Consider the following 17,703-nt stretch of genomic DNA (forward strand, 5'->3'; position numbering starts at 1 on the left):
GTTTATGAGCATGAAGGGGAAAGGTTACACGCTGGCGCAAGGCCCCTGAGACTGGCGCTCCACGCCCCATCGCGCGGCCGCCTTAACGCATATAGACTGAACCGACCATACCGGAATCCTTGCCAGGCGATGACTATCGCTCCAACCCAAAGCCCGTCCGTCAAGGCGCCCGGTCACGGTGAAAGCACCCCGTTGCGCGAGGCTGTCGAGCGGTTGCTACGGGCGGCTGAGGCGGAAGTGGTCCGGAGCGAGAGCGAGGCCTTCGCCCGCCACCTCATGCCGGGCGCCCGCGTGGCCTGGCGCGGGGCCGCCGAGCCCCGGTCGAGCGGACATGCCGTGGTCGAACTGGGAACCGACCCGCAAACCGAGCGGGTACTCGAACTGCATACGGCCGAAGCCGGCCTGCCGGATTCGGCCGAACTGATCGACTGGCTCGGCCGGCTTGCCTCGATACGCCTGCGGCAGCTCGCCGAAACCGCGAATCTCTACGAGGCGATCTCGCGCCTGGCGCTCGCCGAGCGACTGCAGCGCGCGCTCTATGCCATTGCCGAGCAGGCCGGCGCCGAGCACAACATGAAGGACATGATGAGTGCGCTCCACGGCATCGTGGGCAGCCTCATGTATGCCGAGAACTTCTTCATCGTGCTGTTCGACGCGCAGAACCGCACCGTGCGCTTTCCCTACTTCGTCGACTCGCTGGATCCCGACATTCCGGACCCGGAAGGCATCCGCCCGATCGATGCGATCGAGAACTCGCTCACCTGGCATGTGCTGCAAGGCGGCAAGTCGCTGATGGGCGCGAGCACGGAGCTGGAAAAAAACCTTCCGGGCCCGCGCGTATCGATCGGGCCGCCCAGCGACGACTGGCTCGGCGTGCCGATGAAGCGCGGCGACGACGTGGTCGGCGCCCTGGTCGTGCAGAGCTATCGCGACGACACGCGCTATACGCAGAACGATCGCGAGCTACTGACCTACGTCGCCCAGCACGTGCAGACGGCGCTCGAACGCCGCCAGGCGCATGAAGAACTCGAGCGCCGCGTCACCACCCGCACGGCCGCACTGCGCGAAGCCAATCGCGTCCTGCGCCAGCAGGTGCTGCAACGCCAGCGTGGCGAGCGCTTGCAGGCCGCGCTGTTCCGCATCGCCGAACTGGCGAACACCTCGGACAGCATCGAGAACTTCTACGCCGCCGTGCATCGCGTTATCGGTGGCCTCCTGTACGCGCGCAACTTCTATATCGCGCTGCTCTCCGAAGACCAGAACAAGCTGACGTTCCCTTATTCGGTCGACGAACTCGACGGCTCACGCGAGCCGCGCGAGCTCGGCCGCGGGCTCACCGAATTCGTCCTGCGTAACGGCAAGGCCCTGCTCGCCGACCGCGAGGAGATCGACCGGCTCAATCGCGACCAGGTCCTTTCCACCAGCGGCGCACGCTCGCTCCACTGGCTGGGCGTGCCGCTCATCTGGAACGAAAAATCGATGGGTGTGCTGGCGGTGCAGAGCTACTCGCCCGAGCACACCTATAGCGCACGCGACCAGGAACTGCTGACCTTCGTCAGTTACCACATCGCCAATGCACTGCAGCGCAAGTACACCACCGAGTCGCTCAAGCAGGCCTACGCCAGCCTCGAACGCCGGGTGACCGAACGCACACGTGCCCTGGCCCTGGCCAACCGCGACCTGCGCGAGCAGATCGCGGAACGCGAGCGTGTCGAGCGGCGGCTCAAGTACGAGACCCTGCACGATTCGCTCACCGGCCTGCCCAACCGCACGCTCCTGTTGCAGCGCCTGGAGCAGGCGCTGAATCATTATCGCGAGAATCCCGCCGATCTCTTCGCGGTGCTCTTCATCGACCTCGACCGCTTCAAGGTCATCAACGATTCGGTGGGCCACCTCGTGGGCGACGACCTCCTGTTCCAGGTCGGTGGCCGCGTGCGTGCGTGCCTGAAAACACGCGATGTCGTCGCACGCCTTGGCGGCGACGAATTCGCCGTGCTCGTGGAAGGCATCACTGACCCGCAGGCCGCCACGCATATCGCCGAGCGCATCATCGCGCAGCTGCAGACGCCGTTCCGCCTGGGCGCGAAGGAGATCTTCACCTCCGCGTCGATCGGCATTGCGCTGCCCACGCCGGAATACACGCGTCCCGAAGAACTGCTGCGGGACGCCGACTCGGCCATGTACCGCGCGAAGGACGAAGGTCGCCACCGTGCAGCGGTATTCGACGACCGCCTGCGCCGTGAAGCGCTCTCGCTGCTCGAGCTGGAAGGCGACCTGCGCCGCGCCCTCACGCGCAATGAGTTCGTCCCGTTTTACCAGCCCATCGTGGACCTCGAAGACAACCGCGTCGTCGGTTACGAAGCCCTGCTGCGCTGGCGCCATCCGGAGCGCGGTCTGTTGCCGCCGGGGGACTTTCTCTCCGTGGCCGAAGACACCGGTTGTTCCGAAGCCATCGACTGGCAGATCTTCGAGCAGGTGGCCCGCCAGGTGCGCGCCCTCACGCGCGACGAAGGCTTCGTCAGCATCAACGTGTCGGGCAGCCACTTCCGCTCACCGGACCTCGACCAGCGCCTGCTCGATCTGTTCGCCGAGCACGGCGTGCCGGCGCGGTGCGTTCGCGTGGAAGTCACCGAGCGGGCGCTGCTGGAGAACCCGGCGCAGGTCAAACGCATCCTCGAGAACCTTCGGGATCATGGCGTCGGCATCGCGCTGGACGATTTCGGCACCGGTTACTCGTCGTTGAGCTACCTGCACCAGTACCCGATCGAGACGCTGAAAATCGACCGATCTTTCGTGATCGAGCTGCCCTCCGAAGACACCGACACCGACGCGCACAGCACTGCGGTGGTCCGGGCGATCCAGGCGCTGGCCAATTCGCTGCGCATGCAGGTCATCGCCGAAGGCATCGAAACCGAGTCGCAGATGCGCGCACTGCGTCGTATCGGCTGCCGTTTCGGCCAGGGCTTCCTTTTTGCCCAGCCCCAGCCGGCAAGCAAGTGGCTGGCTGCTCCCTTGTCCCTCGACGCCTGACTCCACCGCCGCTGTTGCTGTCGTAGGAGCCGATTCATCGGCGAAAACCAGGTCGCGGCAACCTCCACATGGCGCTGCGCAGGGATCGCCGATGAATCGGCTCCTACAGGGAAGCCGGAATTACTGCAGGGTTGAGGGCGAGGGTGGGGTTTCGACCTGTGTCAGCAGGCGCTCGGCATCGACGCGATCGAACACGTAGCGCGTGGCGCAGAACTCGCAGACGACTTCGATCTCGCCGTCACGATCGTCCAGGGTTGCCTCGACTTCCGTTCGGCCCAGCGCACGCAGCATGCCTTCCACGCGCTCCTGCGAGCAGGTGCAGCCGAAGGCGAGACCCTTCGCCTCGTAAACGCTCACGGTCTCCTCGTGATACAGCCGGTAGAGCAGTTCTTCCGGCAGGATCGACAGCATCTCGGAGCTGCTCAGCGTGTCGGTGAGGATGCCGACGCGCGCCCAAGCGTCATCGTCGTCTTCGGCCGCGTTATGGCCGCCTTCGCCCGCGATGGGCTGGAGCATGAGCCCCACCGCATGCTCGGCGTTGGCGGCGAGCAGGATGCGCGCAGGCAGCTGTTCGGACCGCTCGAAATAGTTCTCCAGCGCCTTCGCGATCGACGGCTCGTCCAGATCCACCACGCCCTGGTAGCGACCGCGATCCACCTGCCCGATCGTGATGGCGAGCAAGGCGTTCGGCAGCTCGTTCAGGTGCAGGCTCGACGGCATCGTGTCGGCGTCGTAACGCGCCAGGCCACGCAGGTGCCCTTGGTCGGTGCACTCGGCAAAGAGCAGGCGCAGCGCACCCTCGCTCTTGAACTCCAGCGACAGTGAGCCATCGAACTTGATGTTTCCGGTAAGCAGCGCACTGGCCGCCGCCGCCTCGCCCAGCGTGTTGCGGATATCCGTGGGGTAGTCACCGCGTGAAGCGATCTCGCGCCAGCTGGCGCCCAGGCGCACGAGCACGCCGCGAACGCCTGCTTTCTCAAGCATGAAGCGGTGCAGCACGTCTTCGGATGACAGGGTTTCGACGATCGAATCGGTCACGGTGGCCTCCTGGTGATCCGACGAAAGATGGGGCCATGCCGGCGTACCGACAAGCCCGGCACGCGCCGGGCCCCTATACTGCGCCATCCTTTGCCACCGCGCTGCCATGAGCCCCACGCCCCGCTCGCTGCCGATTCGACTTGCCCGCTACGTCGGCCTTGTCATCCTTGCCTGGTTTGCCCTGTCATGGCTGGTCGTAATCCTGCTGCGCTTCGTGCCGCCGTGGACCAGCGCCATGATGATGGAGCGCCGCGTGGAGGCATTCGTCACCCATGAGTCGGATTTCACCTTTCGCCATCGCTGGGTAGGGTGGGACGCCGTGTCGCCCCAGGTCGGGCTGGCCATGGTGGCCGGCGAGGACCAGAAATTTCCGTTTCATCACGGCTTCGACATCGATGCGATCCAGGACGCGATCGACGCCTCGGATGAAGGAAAGCGCCTGCGGGGCGCCAGCACCATCAGCCAGCAGGTGGCGAAGAACCTCTTCCTGTGGAACGGACGCAGCTTCGTCCGCAAGGGACTGGAGGCGTACTTCACCGTGCTGATCGAGGCAACCTGGCCAAAGCGTCGCATCCTCGAGGTCTATATGAATATCGTGGAGCTCGGTAACGGCATCTACGGTGTCGGCGCGGCCAGCGACGTGTTCTATCGCACCACGCCCGACCGCCTTGGCGTGATCCAGGCGGCGCGCCTGGCTGCCGTACTGCCCAATCCGCGCCGCTTCCGCGTCGACGCGCCCAGTGCCTACGTGCAGAAGCGCACCGCCTGGATTGCGCAACAGATGGGACAACTCGGCGGTCCCGCCTATCTCACCCGACCGGCACCCGTCGCCGGCCGCGTTCGCTAAAGGATCGACATGACGTTCTCACTGGCCATTGTGGTTCCCGCTTACAACGAGAGCGATGTCATCGACGCGTTCCATGCCCGGATCGGCGCGGTACTCGACGGGATCGAGGCCACGGCACGCGTGATCTACGTGGATGACGGCAGCAGCGACGACACCTGGCAGAAGCTCTGTGCGATCTCGGGCGCCGACGGCCGGGCGACGGCACTGCGGCTGTCGCGCAACTTCGGCAAGGAGGCCGCCATGACGGCCGGCCTCGACGCCGCCGATGCCGACGCGGTGGTCGTCATCGACGCCGACCTGCAGGACCCTCCCGAACTCATTCCCGAGCTCATCGCGCGCTGGCGCGAGGGCTTCGATGTCGTCTACGCGACCCGCGGCGAACGCGACGGCGAAACACGCCTGAAGAAATTCACCTCCGCGGCGTTCTATCGCGTCATGGAGCGTCTCTCCGACACGCCGCTGCCGCGCGACACGGGCGACTTCCGCCTGCTCTCGCGCCGCGCCGTGGCCGCCCTGGGTGGCCTGCGTGAGCGCCAGCGATTCATGAAGGGCCTGTTCGCCTGGATCGGTTACCGGCAGACCGCCGTGACCTATCACCGCGACGCCCGCTACGCTGGCGCCACCAAGTGGAATTACTGGCGCCTGGGCAACCTGGCCATCGAGGGCATCACCTCGTTTTCGGCAGCGCCCTTGCGAGTGGCCACATGGGTGGGCCTTTCGGCCGCCGTCCTCGCCTTTCTCTACGGCATCTGGGTGCTGCTGAAGGTGCTGTTCTGGGGCGATCCGGTGCGCGGCTACCCGACCCTGATGGTCGTGATCCTGTTCCTCGGCGGCATTCAACTGCTCGCCCTGGGGATCATCGGCGAGTACGTGGGCCGAACGTATGCGGAGAGCAAACGCCGCCCGCTTTACTACGTGGAATCCCGCCAGGGCGGCGAGCCACCCTTCACCTCATCGTGACGCCTCGCGGCGGCTGACGGCGCTACACTGGACCATCGCGGCGACGCGCGCCGCCTCCACCCGGAGAGTCGAGAATGCAGCAGGTCAAGCATCTCCTGGACGCCAAAGGCAAGGAAGTCTATGCCGTGGCGCCAGACGCGCCGGTCTACGACGCCATCCGCCAGATGGCCGAGAAGAATGTCGGTGCGCTGGTCGTCCTCAAGGGTAGTGAACTTGTGGGGATCGTTTCCGAGCGCGACTACGCCCGGAAAGTCATCCTGAAGGACAGGTCCTCCCGCGACACCCCCGTCGCCGACATCATGACGCCGACCGTTATCACGGTCTCGACGAGTGCCACGGTGGACGAGTGCATGCGCTTGTGCACCGACGGCCGCCTGCGCCACCTGCCGGTGCGTGACGGCGACCGTGTCGTCGGCGTGATCTCCATCGGCGACCTGGTCAAGGCGGTGATTTCCGAGCAGAGGCAGACGATCAACCAGCTCGAGAGCTATATCACCAGCTAGGTGTCCTTCGCGCCCGACTCCGGAAGGAGGTCGGGCGATACCGCCGCGCGACGGGCCACGAGGGTGGCCACGCCACAGAGCGCCGCGCTGATCAGGCCGAGGCCGGCAATGCCGACGCCCAGCCCGCGCAACGCAGTGAGTGCCGAGGTGACCAGCACGTCGCCGAGCCGCCAAACCGTGGTCTCGATGAAGTTCTTGCCCTTGTAACGCGCCTCGCGCGGCATGCGCGTGTAAAGCGCATCGGACGCGGGTTTGGTCATGCCGTAGGTCATGCCGCGCGTCCCGATCTGCACGATGGTCAGCAACGAGACCACGGAGCCGAATACCGCGATGTCCGCGGGGCCGTAGATACCCAGCAGGGCCAGCAGGACGAAGTTGACGAGGGTCGGCAGCACCATCGCCCAGACCGTGCCCAGCCCGCGCATGAGCAGCGGCGTGATGGTGAGCTGCAGCACGGCGCCGAAACTGTTGATCGCAAAATCCAGGTCCGCATAGAACCGGGTGCGCTCGGCAATCCCGGGGTAGTGCAGCTTGGTGTAATCCGCCATGAGCGCGTAGGCCAGCGTGGCGATGCCATCGCTGAGCAACATGAGGATGGCCATGTAACGCAGGAAGGGCTGGGCGAACGCGGCCTTCGCGCCGTCCAGCAACGATCCGCCAACCGGGGCACCACCGCTCGTATCGTTGGCCGCTCCCCCATCCGACAACGTCAGCAGCAGCCCCAGCGCGATCAACAGGGTAATCGCCGACACCAGGAGCAGCGCAGGTACACCGATCGATGCGACGAGCAGGGATGTAAGCACGGGCCCGACCAGGGCACCTGCCATGCCGCCGAAGGCGATGAACGGAAACATCAGCCGCGCCTGCACGCTGCGATAGATGTCCGCCATGAAGCTCCAGAACAGCGACACCACGAAGAGGTTGAAGACGCTTACCCAGACGAAGAACACGCGACCCAACGCGACGGCACCGATGCGGTCCTGGACGGCGAAGGCAGGGATGAACCCGACCAGGCAGGCGGCGAAGAACACATAACTGCCCAGCAGGACGCGCCGGCGCGGGAACCGCGAGACCAGCCAGCCGAACACAGGGGTCAGCGCCAGCATTACCACCAGCACGATCGCGTAGAACAGGGGCAGCGAGGACGACCCCGCCGCTCCCACCAGCTGGTCGCGGACCGGTCGGATCACGTAATAGGAGGTCATCACGAAGAAGAAGGCGATGACCGAAAGGACCAGGGTCATGCCCTCGGCCATGGCGGCAGGTCGACGTGTATTCACAGGTGGCCGACTTCGATCCGGTGAAAGCTGGCCAAAGCCTACCACGCCCCCACGCCCCGCTCCTGTAGGAGCCGATTCATCGGCGATGCTCTCCTCCACCCTGGAATCGCCGATGAATCGGCTCCTACACGGCCGACGAATCGACGTTGTCCCCGGCCCATAAGTAAAAGACAATGCCCCTGATGACGATCAGCGCGCTGACGTCCCCCTTCCCGCGGCGTGTCCCCACGCCTCGACCCGCGAGATAAGCATGTCGTTTCGTTCCGCTTCCCTGCTCGCCTGCGCTATCGCCTGCGCCATCGCCGCTCCCTTCGCTCTGGCCGCGCCGCCACCGCCGCAGAAGCCGCCGGTGGTGCACGCCGATCCTGAATCCGCCCACCTGCCGCCTGAGCGCGTCAAGCAGACGATCGAGGACTACAAGCGCTGGATGGACGAGGCGGAGGCACGCGATGCCGCACCGGCCATCGTCACGGCGGTCATCGTGGACGACAAGGTCGTTTACGAGCGCGCCATCGGCTACGCCAACGCGAAAACGAAAGAACCTGCCACGCCGGAAACCGTCTTCCGCCTGGCCTCGTTGTCGAAAGCGTTCGCCACCGGCGTCACCGCCGTCCTGGTTCGCGAGGGTTTCCTCAGCTGGGACACCAAGCTGATCGACACCATTCCGTACTTCAAGCTCAAGGACATGCAAGCCGCACAGCAGGCCACGGTCCGCGACATCCTCGGCCAGCGCCTGGGCCTGCCACGCAACACCTACGACAACATGCTCGAAGCCGACATGCCGTACGAGGAACTCGTTCGCAAGCTCGACGAGGTGGATCTGTCGTGCAAAGTGGGCTCGTGCTACGGCTACCAGAACGTTGCCTTCAGCATGATCGGCGACGTGATCTACGCCACCACCGGTGATTATTTCTTCCGACAGGTGGAGCGTCGCATCTTCGCGCCGCTGGGCATGACCACCGCCAGCTACGGCCGCGATGCCCTCGAGGCCAGCAAGAGCTGGGCGCGTCCCCATCGCGGCGGTCCGCATAACTGGATTCCCTACGAGCCCAACGACAGCTACTACCGCGTCGCTCCCGCCGCCGGCGTGAACGCCAGCCTGCGCGACATGGAGCAGTGGCTGATGGCACAGATGGGCGGTCGCCCCGACGTACTGCCCACGCCCTCGCTGGACGTGCTGCACGCGGCCGGCGTCGCCACGCCCTCCGAAGTGCACTCGCTCCCCTGGCGCCACGCCCGCGTCACCGACGCGCACTACGCGCTGGGCTGGCGCGTGTTCAAGTACGCCAACGAAGACCTGATCTTCCATGCAGGCGCCGTTTCCGGCTACCGCACGATGATCGGCTTCTTCCCGAAGTACCACGCGGGCGTGGTGACGATGTGGAACGGCGCCGGCCCGATCCCTGCCGGCCTGATGCCGATGGTGTTCGATGACCTCCTCGGCCTGAACCACGTCGACTGGGCTGGCGTGGAAGGCTCGGTGCACACCGCACCCGCCGCTCCTGCCAAGAAAGCCGCCACGACGAAGAAGGCCGCCGCCACGAAGAAAGCGACACCGGCGAAGTCGACGAAGACGACGAAGAAAAAGAAGCCCTGAGGACTTCTTTCCCCCAGCGGTTCCAACGTGAAAGGACAGCCGCTACGTGCCTCGTGTGACCAGCGGCGTTCGCCGCCTCACGCTCGTGCTGCTCGGGAGTCGCGGTCGGGTTGGCCCTTGGGGCCGCGGCGCGGCTCTTCGAGACGGGCCGTAGGCGACGCGATCACTTGCACGGAAACTGGGCGGCCCTCAGCTTAGGCGGCCCCAAGGGCCAACCCGACCGCGACACCGGACGTTGAGGTTGTGTGCGGCACAAGCGCAACGCCGCTTCGTCGCTCAATGTCTGATGAACGACCAGGCTGCTTTCTGTAGGAGCCGCTTCAGCGGCGAACCCTCAGGCTTTCGCGTTTGCGAATGAGGCCTTGTGGTGATTGGGCGAGCGGTGAACAGCCGGCATGATGTAATTCAAAGCCTCATTCGCAACAAGCACCGCTGAGGGTTCGCCGATGAATCGGCTCCTACACGGGCGGCGCTGCAAGTCGCTGGTGGTGCGCTCGACGACACGCAACCTCGACGTTCGGTGCCGCGAGGGGCAAGGCCCTTGGGGACGCCTAAGCTGACGGCCGCTCAGTCGACGGGCGGAGCGAGAGCGGTCCCTACGGCCCGTCTCGAAGAGCCGCGCCGCGTCCCCAAGGGCCTTGCCCCTCGCGGCTCCCAACGGACCCACAAGCGTGAGGCGGCGTAAGCCGCTGGTTACATGGGGCGCTTAGCGACCGTCCTTTCGCCGATGAATCGGCTCCTACAGAAGCGCAGCAAAAAAAACGGCTCCTTGCGGAGCCGTTTGTTCTTACCTGCCGAGGTTGAACTGCAATCGTCGGCGGAGGGTGACGGAAATTGCCTCACCGTTTCGGGTGGCCGGCTTGAATTCCCATTTGCTCACCGCGTCGATCGCCGAACGGTCGAAGACATGCTTGGGCTGTGCGTCGACCACCGAGACATTACCCACGGCGCCGTCGGCACCCACGGTCATCTCCACATCGACCCAACCTTCCTGGTTCGCACGCATGGCGGCCGTCGGATAGCGCGGGTTGACCTGGCGGATCAGCACAGCGTCGCTGATGGACTCGTCCGTGGCGGCGCGTGCGACCGGACGCGGTGCGGCGGCGACGGGTGCAGCCGCGGTGGGCTGCTGCTGCGCGACACGGGCGGCCTGCTCACGTGCGGCCTGCTGACGCTGCGCTTCGGCGGCAGCCGACGCCTGCTGTTCGGCCTGGAGCTTGGCGGCGCTGGCGGCATTCTGCTGGGCCAGCTGCTGCGCCTTCTGCGCATCCACCGCCTGCTGTTGCTCACGGTCCAGCGTTTTGCGCTGGGCATCCAGCTTGGAACGCAGAATGGTCAGCGTGTAGTTCTCGGGGTCGGCCTTGGCAAGCAGGTCGATCTCGCGCTGGGCTTCGTTGAAGTCCCGCTGGTTGATCGTCTGCTCGGTGGCGGCGGCGCCGTACGAGAACGTCTCGCGCAGGGCGTCGGCGGCGACGGGATTACCCGGCTGCTTCTGCAGCACCTTCATGTAGAACTCGAAGGCATTGTTACCTGCCGGCGCGACGAGACGCTGCTCGTTCATCGCCGTGCGGGCCTCAGCCAGGAGCTGGTCGGTGCTGAGGGCGTCGACGTTAGCCGGGGTATCGCGTGTCGCGCCTGGCTTGGTCGCCGCGGCGGTGGCCGGGGTGACACCGGCATTCGCGTCGCGATACGGCTTGATAATGAGGAACCAGGCCGCGACTGCCAGCGCCAGAACAATGGCGAAGACGGTAAGTGTCACGGGATTGACGGCGCCGCGCACGAAATGGCGCGAAGGCATGCGTTGACGATTATCCATGGCGGTCGAAAGCGGACTCCGCATAGCGCGCGCCCCCTGATGGCTTGACGCGGAGGACCCCCCGTCCCCCGCAGCGCGATGTGGCGACAAGGTAACCGTAATAGCCGCGTGAATCCAGCGCGGCGGTCTAGGAGGTTTTCCGGGGGCAAGAAACCGCACCCCTAATAAATGAATAACCCCGGCAGGGCCGGGGTCAAGGTTTCGAAGTGTCTCCCCGCGCTGGGCACCGCGGGGAGATAATTCGTAACGAGCTTTCTTATTGGAAGGTGAAGCTTATTACTTGGCGGCCTTGGCGACCTTAGCGACCTTGGCGGCCCGCGGTGCCTTAGCCGGCTTCGCAGCCTTGGTCGCGCGAACGACCTTGGCGGCGGCAACCTTCTTCGAAGCAGCCTTACGCGGTGCGGCGGCCTTGCGCGGTGCTGCCTTGCGCGCCGTCTTCTTTACGGAAGCCTTCTTGACGGCCTTCTTGACCGCCTTCTTGGCGGCTACCTTCTTGACGGCAGCCTTGCGGGCGACCTTCTTGACTGCAGCCTTCTTGGCCGGCGACTTGCGGGTCGCAGCCTTCTTGACCGCGACCTTACGGGTCGAGGCCTTCTTTGCCGGCGACTTGCGCGCGGCGGTCTTCTTCACGGTGGATTTCTTCGACGCCTTTTTGGCGGCGGACTTCTTGGCAGTGGCTTTCTTGGCAGTGGCCATGGTTCGTCTCAGCTCCTCATCAGTTGGCAGTGGTTGCCCAGTAAAAGCATGAAGGAACGCTTCAACCAGCAAATCGCTGTTCGTTGCGTGCCTTAAATTGTTCACCTGGCGGCGAGTACGTTCATCGGAAAGCAGTCGAAGCACGTGAAGCGGAATGGACACAGTGATCTTGCGAACCGCTCCCGCTTTGTTGCCGTGCTCGACGTACGGCCTGATGAATTTTCCTAATTCCATATCGGGTTCCCCGTCAATTGGTGCAAAAGCTATTCCTGAACATATCCGCTGTCAATAAACTTTGGCTATGAATTGAAGACCTTGCGGGTACGCATCCCCACCGACGATGACCGATCGAGGGCAGTCGCATGAGGTTATCCGTTACGTCCGGAATGAAATGGACTCACAAAATAAAAAGCACTCACGCAATGAAATGGTTCAGCAAATAGCTTAAATAAAGATGTTTTTTCGTTCGTCGTCGCGAACAGTGAACCGATGACACGCGACGGCCGACGAGAAAAGAGGCGCCGTCCGACACGGCCTGTCGGGGGCGATTTCGCGGATGAACGGAGCGCTACTGACGGTGAAAAAAAATTTCGCCGAAGGGCCGTTCCGGACAAAAAAATGCCGGTCGAGGACGACCGGCATGCGAATCGAACGTGCCGAACCGGATCAGTGGTCGTCGTTCTCGGCGACTTCGGCGTACTCATCGGCCGTCAACAAACCGTCGAGTTCGGACTTGTCGTCGAGCTTCATCTTGAAGATCCAGCCGTCACCGAACGCGTCTTCGTTGATCGTTTCCGGCTTGTCGCTGAGGACGGTGTTGACCTCAGTGATTTCGCCCGAGACAGGTGCGTAGATATCCGACGCAGCCTTGACCGACTCGACGACGGCAACGCCGTTGCCCGCCTGGACGCTCGAACCGACTTCCGGCAGTTCAACGTAGACCAGATCACCCAACGCGCCCTGCGCGTGGTCGGAGATACCGACGGTGACCGTGCCGTCCTGTTCGACGCGTACCCACTCGTGGGTCTTCTGGAATTTCAGGTCGCCAGGAATTTCTTTGTCGCTCATGGGGAGATCCTCGTTGTATCGGGGCCGGGGCGGGTTGGTGCGCCGGTCAATTGTACCGACACCTATATATATGTGTAGCGCGAATCAGCCGTCGACGATGCCCGGCATCGGCTGGCCGTCGCGGACAAAGGGGAACTTCACCACGCGCACCGGCACTTCGCGGCCGCGGATGTCGACACGGACCTCGCCATGGTCACCGGCGGGCAGGCGCGCGAAGGCGACCGACTTGCCGAGGGTCGGCGCGAAACCGCCGGAAAGGATTTCGCCTTCGCCATTGGCGGCGAGAACTTTCTGCCCGTGACGGAGAACGCCCTTCTCGTCCATGACCAGCCCGACCATCACGCGCGGTACACCGTCGGTCTTCTGCTTCTCGAGCGCTTCGCGGCCGATGAAGTCGCGACCTTCGTCCAGCGAGATGGTCCAGGCGAGCGAGGCCTCCCAGGGGGTGACGGTCTCGTCCATGTCCTGACCGTAAAGATTCATGCCGGCTTCCAGGCGGAGCGTGTCGCGCGCACCCAGACCGGCCGGGGCGACACCGGCGTCGCGCAGGAGATTCCACAGTTCGACGACGCGCGTGTTCGGCACGACCACTTCGAAGCCGTCTTCGCCCGTGTAGCCGGTGCGAGCCAGGAACAGCGGCATGCCATTCGGGCCTTCACATTCGATAGCGGCAAACTTGCCGAGCTTGCGGGCCTTCTCGCGGATGTCCTCCGGCAGCAGGCCGATCAGTTTCTCGCGGGCGTTCGGTCCCTGCACGGCGACCATGCCGAATTCCGGACGCTCGCGCACGGTGATGCCGAAGGCGACCGCCTGCTTCTCGATCCAGGCCAGGTCCTTCGCGCGGGTCGCGGCGTTGACCACCAGGCGGAAGAAGTCCTCGCGAAGGAAGTAGACGATGAGGTCGTCGATCACCCCGCCGGTCTCGTCGAGCATGCAGGTGTAGAGCGCCTTGCCCGACTTGGTGAGCTTATCGACGTTGTTGGCGACCAGCTTGCGGAGGAACTCGCGGGTGCGCTCGCCGGTGAGGTCGACCACGGTCATGTGCGAGACGTCGAACATGCCGGCATCCTTGCGGACCGAGTGGTGCTCTTCAATCTGCGAGCCGTAGGCGATGGGCATGTCCCAGCCGCCGAAGTCGACCATGCGGGCACCGAGTTCACGGTGGGAGGCGTTGAGTTCGGTCTTGTCGGTCATCGTCGTACCTTGCAGGGGAATGTCGGCGGGAACAGCCTCGTATTATCGGGCCGCGAGGCCTGTCAGGCCAAGCGCAAACGCAGCATCGGCATCTGCTAGCCTTCGCCCATGACGACCCCATCCCTGCCCGGCTCGGCCACCCTCTCGCGCGATGCGGGCGGTGCGCGCCTTGCGCTGAGCGGGGACTGGACACTCCTTCATTACATGGAGTTGCAGGCCCGGGCCAACGAACTGGCTGGCACGGTGGGCAATGACGTGAAAGTGGACCTTCATGCCGTGGGGGCCATGGACACCTCCGGTGCCTTCGTCATCGCCGAGTTGCTCGGCAGCCAGCGCACCCAGGCCTTATCCCAGGACGAGTCGCTGCCGCCGGCGCGGCGCGCCCTGCTGAAAACCGTCGGCGACGCGATCGACACCTATTGCAAGGGCGTGAAGAAGCCGAGGGATGCCGGCTTCGTGGTCCTGCTCGAGCGCATCGGCAAGGCCATGGGCTCGTTCTGGAAACAGACGTTAAAGCTGCTGGCCTTCATCGGCATCACCCTGCAGGGTTTCGCCAGCACCGCGCTGCGACCGAAGCACTGGCGGGTGACCGCGGTGGTCGCCCAGATCGAACAGACCGGACTGGACGCGGTGCCGATCCTGGCCCTGCTCTCCTTCATGGTCGGTGCGGTGGTCGCGTTCCTCGGCTCGACGGCGCTGGCCAGCTACGGCGCCAGCATCTTTACCGTGGACCTGATCGGCTTCGCCTTCCTTCGCGAGTTCGGCGTGCTGCTCACCGCCATCCTGCTCGCCGGCCGCACGGCCAGCGCGTTCACTGCCCAGATCGGTTCGATGAAGGCGCGCGAGGAGATCGACGCGATCCGCACGCTCGGTCTCGATCCGGTCGAATTGCTCGTGCTGCCGCGCGTACTCGCCCTGCTGGTTTCGCTACCCCTGCTTACCTTCATCGCCATGATCGCCGGCATCGTCGGCGGTGGCGTGGTCTGCCTCGCGGTGCTCAAGATGTCCCCGTCGATGTTCCTGTCGATGCTGCAGGAGGACATGTCCCTGACCCAGTTCCTGGTCGGCATGGCCAAGGCGCCCGTGTTCGCCTTCATGATCGGGGTGATCGGCTGCATGGAAGGCTTCAAGGTGTCCGGCAGCGCGCAGTCGGTGGGCGAACACACTACCTCGGCCGTGGTCCAGTCGATCTTCGTGGTGATCCTCCTCGATGCCCTCGCCGCACTCTTCTATATGGAGATGGGCTGGTGAACGCACAAACGGTAGCTGCTCCGGCCCGCGAAACGGTCATCGAAGTCCGCGGACTGATCAATCGGTTCGGCACGCAGACCGTCCACGAGAACCTGGACCTCGACGTCTATCGCGGCGAGATCATCGGCATCGTCGGTGGATCCGGCACCGGCAAGTCGGTGCTGCTGCGTACGATCATCGGTCTGGTGCGGCCGATCGCCGGCGAGGTACGTGTCTTCGGCGAAAATCTGTTGTCCCTTTCGGACGAACGCCGATCCCAGGTGGAGCGTCGCTTCGGCGTGCTGTTCCAGAGCGGCGCCCTGTTCTCGTCACTCACCGTGGCCGAAAACATAGCGCTGCCCCTGATCGAGCATGCCGGCCTGCCTCGTATGGATGCGACGCGCCTCGCGGGCGTGAAGCTGGCACTGGCCGGCCTACCGGTAGATGCCGGCCGCAAGTACCCGTCGGAACTGTCCGGCGGCATGATCAAGCGCGCCGCCCTCGCCCGTGCACTCGCACTGGATCCGGAGATTCTCTTCCTCGACGAACCGACCGCCGGCCTGGATCCGATCAGTGCCGCGGCGTTCGACAGCCTCATCGTGACCCTGCGCAATGCGCTGGGCCTTACCGTGTTCCTGGTGACGCACGACCTCGACACGCTCTACTCCACCTGTGACCGCGTGGCTGTCCTATCGCAGAAGCGCGTGCTGGCCGCCGCGCCGATCGACGAGGTCGCCCGCACCGACGATCCCTGGGTACAGGCTTATTTCAACGGACCGCGCGGTCGCGCGGCCACCTTCGCCGCCCATAAAGGCAAGGACTGACACCATGGAAACGCGCGCACATCACATCCTGATCGGACTGTTCACCGTCCTCATCGTCATGGCCGGTCTCGGCTTCGGTGTCTGGCTGGCCAAGGCCCATTCGGATCAGGAATGGAACTACTACGACATTGTCTTCAACGAGGCGGTGACCGGCCTGTCGAAGGGCGGCGCTGTTCAGTACAACGGCATCCGGCTGGGCGATGTCATGCAGCTACGACTGGATCCGGAAGATCCGCGCCGCGTGCTGGCCCGCGTACGCGTGACCGGCGACACGCCATTGCGCAAGGATACCCACGCCAAGCTCGCCCTGACCGGTGTCACCGGGGTGGCGATCATCCAGCTATCGGGTGGCACGCCCGGCGCCCCGCTACTGGTCGGCCACGATGGCGAAGTGCCGGTGATCATCGCCGATCCCTCGCCACTCTCCCGGCTGCTCGCCAACGGCGAGGACCTCATTACCAATATCAGCCAGGCCGCGGCGCGGGCCAACGACCTTCTATCTAAAGAGAACGTCCATCGGATCGAGCGCACGCTGGATCACCTGGACCAGACCACCGGCGTGATTGCGGACGAGCGTGAAGACATCCGTACGTTGATCAAGCAGCTCACCACGGCGACGACGCAAGCCAACGAGACGCTGGCCGAAAGCCAGAAGCTGGTGCACAACGCCAACGGCCTGATCGAAGGCCAGGGCAAGGCCACGCTGGAGAGCGCGCAGCACGCAATGGCGTCGCTCGAACATTCCATGGCCTCCGTGGACCGTCTGCTCAACGACAACAGCGACGCCATCAACGGCGGCGCGGCGAGCCTGGGCGAACTGGCTCCCGCCTTGCGCGAGCTGCGTGACACCCTGACCTCGCTGCGTTCGATCACCCGTCGCCTCGACGAGAATCCCAGCGGCTACCTGTTCGGCCGTGAGAGAGTTAAGGAGTTCACACCATGAACCGTGCCCGCCTCGCCGCCCCGCTGCTACTCGCGCTGCTGACGGCGTGCTCGATCCTGCCCAGGGCCGAAACGCCGAAGATCTACACCCTGCCCGCCGCACCAGGTGCACGGCCCGGTGCCGCGACGCCGGTGCCCTGGGCACTGCGCATCGCCGCGCCCAGCGCACCACGTTCGCTGGATAACGTGCGCATCGCCGTCGTGCCGGACTCGAACCAGATCACCGTGTACGCCGGAGCGCGGTGGAGCGACACGACGACCAACCTGTTCCGCGATCGCCTGGCGGATGCGTTCCGTGACAGTGGCCGCATCGCCGCGCTGAGTACGGACGAGAGCAATCTCGGCGCGGACTTTGAACTGGGCGGCAGCCTCGCCGCGTTCCAGACGGAATACGCCGCGGGCAAGCCGGAGGTCGTGATTCGCTACGACGCCGTGCTTGCCGCTACGCGCAAGCACCAGATCGTGGGTACCCATCGTTTTGAGGTGCGCGAGCCAGTGCAAGGCAAGGACGTACCGCAGGTGGTCGAGGCGTTCGGGCGGGCGATGGATAAGGTGTCGCGTGAGGTGGTGGGGTGGACTCTCGAGGCTGGTAGCGCCCGGTAGGACCCGCCGCCAAGTAGGAGCCGCCGCCAATGTGGGAGCCGCTTCAGCGGCGATGCCTCTGGTGCGGCAAGAGCA

The 17,703-nt window shown here is 64.8% G+C and carries 15 protein-coding genes; 9 read left to right on the top strand and 6 right to left on the bottom strand.

Going from position 1 to position 17,703, the window contains the following annotated elements:
* Positions 1–129: 129 nt before the first annotated feature.
* A complete protein-coding gene (locus HB634_RS21720; protein WP_213950070.1) occupies positions 130–3,030 on the top strand; it encodes an EAL domain-containing protein in 2,901 nt (966 codons plus the stop codon).
* A gap of 120 nt (positions 3,031–3,150) precedes the next feature.
* Here HB634_RS21720 and HB634_RS21725 read toward each other — a convergent pair whose 3' ends face one another.
* Positions 3,151–4,068 (bottom strand): Hsp33 family molecular chaperone HslO, encoded by a 918-nt coding sequence (locus HB634_RS21725; protein WP_269447990.1) that lies wholly within the window; start codon positions 4,066–4,068, stop codon positions 3,151–3,153.
* Positions 4,069–4,174: 106 nt separating this feature from the next.
* Between HB634_RS21725 and mtgA the strand changes: the two genes are divergently transcribed.
* From mtgA to HB634_RS21740, 3 genes are all read left to right on the top strand, one after another.
* Positions 4,175–4,915, top strand: a complete 741-nt coding sequence (gene mtgA, locus HB634_RS21730; RefSeq protein ID WP_213950071.1) for a monofunctional biosynthetic peptidoglycan transglycosylase — start codon at positions 4,175–4,177, stop codon at positions 4,913–4,915.
* Between the two features lie 9 nt (positions 4,916–4,924).
* Positions 4,925–5,875: a glycosyltransferase family 2 protein gene (locus tag HB634_RS21735; RefSeq protein WP_213950072.1), complete on the top strand. Its 951-nt coding sequence runs from the start codon at positions 4,925–4,927 to the stop codon at positions 5,873–5,875.
* Between the two features lie 74 nt (positions 5,876–5,949).
* A complete protein-coding gene (locus tag HB634_RS21740) occupies positions 5,950–6,378 on the top strand; it encodes a CBS domain-containing protein (protein WP_063573153.1) in 429 nt (142 codons plus the stop codon).
* On the opposite strand, the gene HB634_RS21745 is transcribed toward HB634_RS21740, so the two are convergent.
* A complete protein-coding gene (locus tag HB634_RS21745) occupies positions 6,375–7,658 on the bottom strand; it encodes an MFS transporter (RefSeq protein ID WP_345777525.1) in 1,284 nt (427 codons plus the stop codon). The two genes, HB634_RS21740 and HB634_RS21745, sit on opposite strands and share 4 nt — an antisense overlap.
* Positions 7,659–7,908: 250 nt before the next feature.
* Here HB634_RS21745 and HB634_RS21750 point away from each other — a divergent pair, with 250 nt between their 5' ends.
* A complete protein-coding gene (locus tag HB634_RS21750) occupies positions 7,909–9,255 on the top strand; it encodes a serine hydrolase domain-containing protein (RefSeq protein ID WP_213950073.1) in 1,347 nt (448 codons plus the stop codon).
* 787 nt (positions 9,256–10,042) lie between these two features.
* Here the strand turns inward: HB634_RS21750 and HB634_RS21755 are convergent.
* The 4 genes from HB634_RS21755 to gcvT form a co-directional block, all read right to left on the bottom strand.
* Positions 10,043–11,053 carry an energy transducer TonB gene (locus HB634_RS21755; RefSeq protein ID WP_255548733.1) on the bottom strand — a complete coding sequence of 337 codons (1,011 nt, stop codon included), beginning with the start codon at positions 11,051–11,053 and terminating at the stop codon, positions 10,043–10,045.
* A 294-nt stretch (positions 11,054–11,347) separates the two neighbouring features.
* The gene (metJ, locus tag HB634_RS23080) at positions 11,348–12,001 is read right to left on the bottom strand and encodes a met regulon transcriptional regulator MetJ (protein ID WP_213950075.1); all 654 of its coding nucleotides are present in this window, start codon (positions 11,999–12,001) and stop codon (positions 11,348–11,350) included.
* 432 nt (positions 12,002–12,433) lie between these two features.
* Entirely contained in the window at positions 12,434–12,835 is a 402-nt protein-coding gene (gene gcvH / locus HB634_RS21765) for a glycine cleavage system protein GcvH (RefSeq protein WP_213950076.1), read from the bottom strand.
* 84 nt (positions 12,836–12,919) lie between these two features.
* Positions 12,920–14,029: a glycine cleavage system aminomethyltransferase GcvT gene (gcvT, locus tag HB634_RS21770; protein WP_213950077.1), complete on the bottom strand. Its 1,110-nt coding sequence runs from the start codon at positions 14,027–14,029 to the stop codon at positions 12,920–12,922.
* A 108-nt stretch (positions 14,030–14,137) separates the two neighbouring features.
* Between gcvT and HB634_RS21775 the strand changes: the two genes are divergently transcribed.
* The 4 genes from HB634_RS21775 to HB634_RS21790 are packed head-to-tail and all read left to right on the top strand — an operon-like array spanning position 14,138 to position 17,628.
* Complete coding sequence (locus tag HB634_RS21775) at positions 14,138–15,280, top strand: MlaE family lipid ABC transporter permease subunit (protein WP_213950078.1); 1,143 nt, start codon at positions 14,138–14,140, stop codon at positions 15,278–15,280.
* The gene (locus HB634_RS21780) at positions 15,277–16,083 is read left to right on the top strand and encodes an ABC transporter ATP-binding protein (RefSeq protein WP_063572669.1); all 807 of its coding nucleotides are present in this window, start codon (positions 15,277–15,279) and stop codon (positions 16,081–16,083) included. Before HB634_RS21775 ends, HB634_RS21780 begins: the two co-directional genes overlap by 4 nt.
* Before the next feature lie 4 nt (positions 16,084–16,087).
* On the top strand, positions 16,088–17,026 hold the full coding sequence (locus HB634_RS21785) for an MlaD family protein (protein ID WP_213950079.1): 939 nt from the start codon (positions 16,088–16,090) through the stop codon (positions 17,024–17,026).
* Positions 17,023–17,628 (top strand): ABC-type transport auxiliary lipoprotein family protein, encoded by a 606-nt coding sequence (locus HB634_RS21790; protein ID WP_063572671.1) that lies wholly within the window; start codon positions 17,023–17,025, stop codon positions 17,626–17,628. Before HB634_RS21785 ends, HB634_RS21790 begins: the two co-directional genes overlap by 4 nt.
* The last annotated feature ends 75 nt before the right edge of the window (positions 17,629–17,703 follow it).

The organism is Luteibacter sp. dw_328 (genome assembly GCF_018449605.1).
In the GTDB taxonomy this organism is placed as follows: Bacteria; Pseudomonadota; Gammaproteobacteria; order Xanthomonadales; family Rhodanobacteraceae; genus Luteibacter.

What these genes read in the sequence shown, in the direction of transcription:
- HB634_RS21790 (WP_063572671.1), top strand. Translation starts at nt 17,023, where the DNA reads ATGAACCGTGCCCGCCTCGCCGCCCCGCTGCTACTCGCGCTGCTGACG.
- HB634_RS21740 (WP_063573153.1), top strand. Translation starts at nt 5,950, where the DNA reads ATGCAGCAGGTCAAGCATCTCCTGGACGCCAAAGGCAAGGAAGTCTAT.
- gcvT (WP_213950077.1), bottom strand. Translation starts at nt 14,029, where the DNA reads ATGACCGACAAGACCGAACTCAACGCCTCCCACCGTGAACTCGGTGCC.
- HB634_RS21775 (WP_213950078.1), top strand. Translation starts at nt 14,138, where the DNA reads ATGACGACCCCATCCCTGCCCGGCTCGGCCACCCTCTCGCGCGATGCG.
- mtgA (WP_213950071.1), top strand. Translation starts at nt 4,175, where the DNA reads ATGAGCCCCACGCCCCGCTCGCTGCCGATTCGACTTGCCCGCTACGTC.
- metJ (WP_213950075.1), bottom strand. Translation starts at nt 12,001, where the DNA reads ATGGAATTAGGAAAATTCATCAGGCCGTACGTCGAGCACGGCAACAAA.
- HB634_RS21735 (WP_213950072.1), top strand. Translation starts at nt 4,925, where the DNA reads ATGACGTTCTCACTGGCCATTGTGGTTCCCGCTTACAACGAGAGCGAT.
- HB634_RS21750 (WP_213950073.1), top strand. Translation starts at nt 7,909, where the DNA reads ATGTCGTTTCGTTCCGCTTCCCTGCTCGCCTGCGCTATCGCCTGCGCC.
- gcvH (WP_213950076.1), bottom strand. Translation starts at nt 12,835, where the DNA reads ATGAGCGACAAAGAAATTCCTGGCGACCTGAAATTCCAGAAGACCCAC.
- HB634_RS21785 (WP_213950079.1), top strand. Translation starts at nt 16,088, where the DNA reads ATGGAAACGCGCGCACATCACATCCTGATCGGACTGTTCACCGTCCTC.
- HB634_RS21720 (WP_213950070.1), top strand. Translation starts at nt 130, where the DNA reads ATGACTATCGCTCCAACCCAAAGCCCGTCCGTCAAGGCGCCCGGTCAC.
- HB634_RS21755 (WP_255548733.1), bottom strand. Translation starts at nt 11,053, where the DNA reads ATGCCTTCGCGCCATTTCGTGCGCGGCGCCGTCAATCCCGTGACACTT.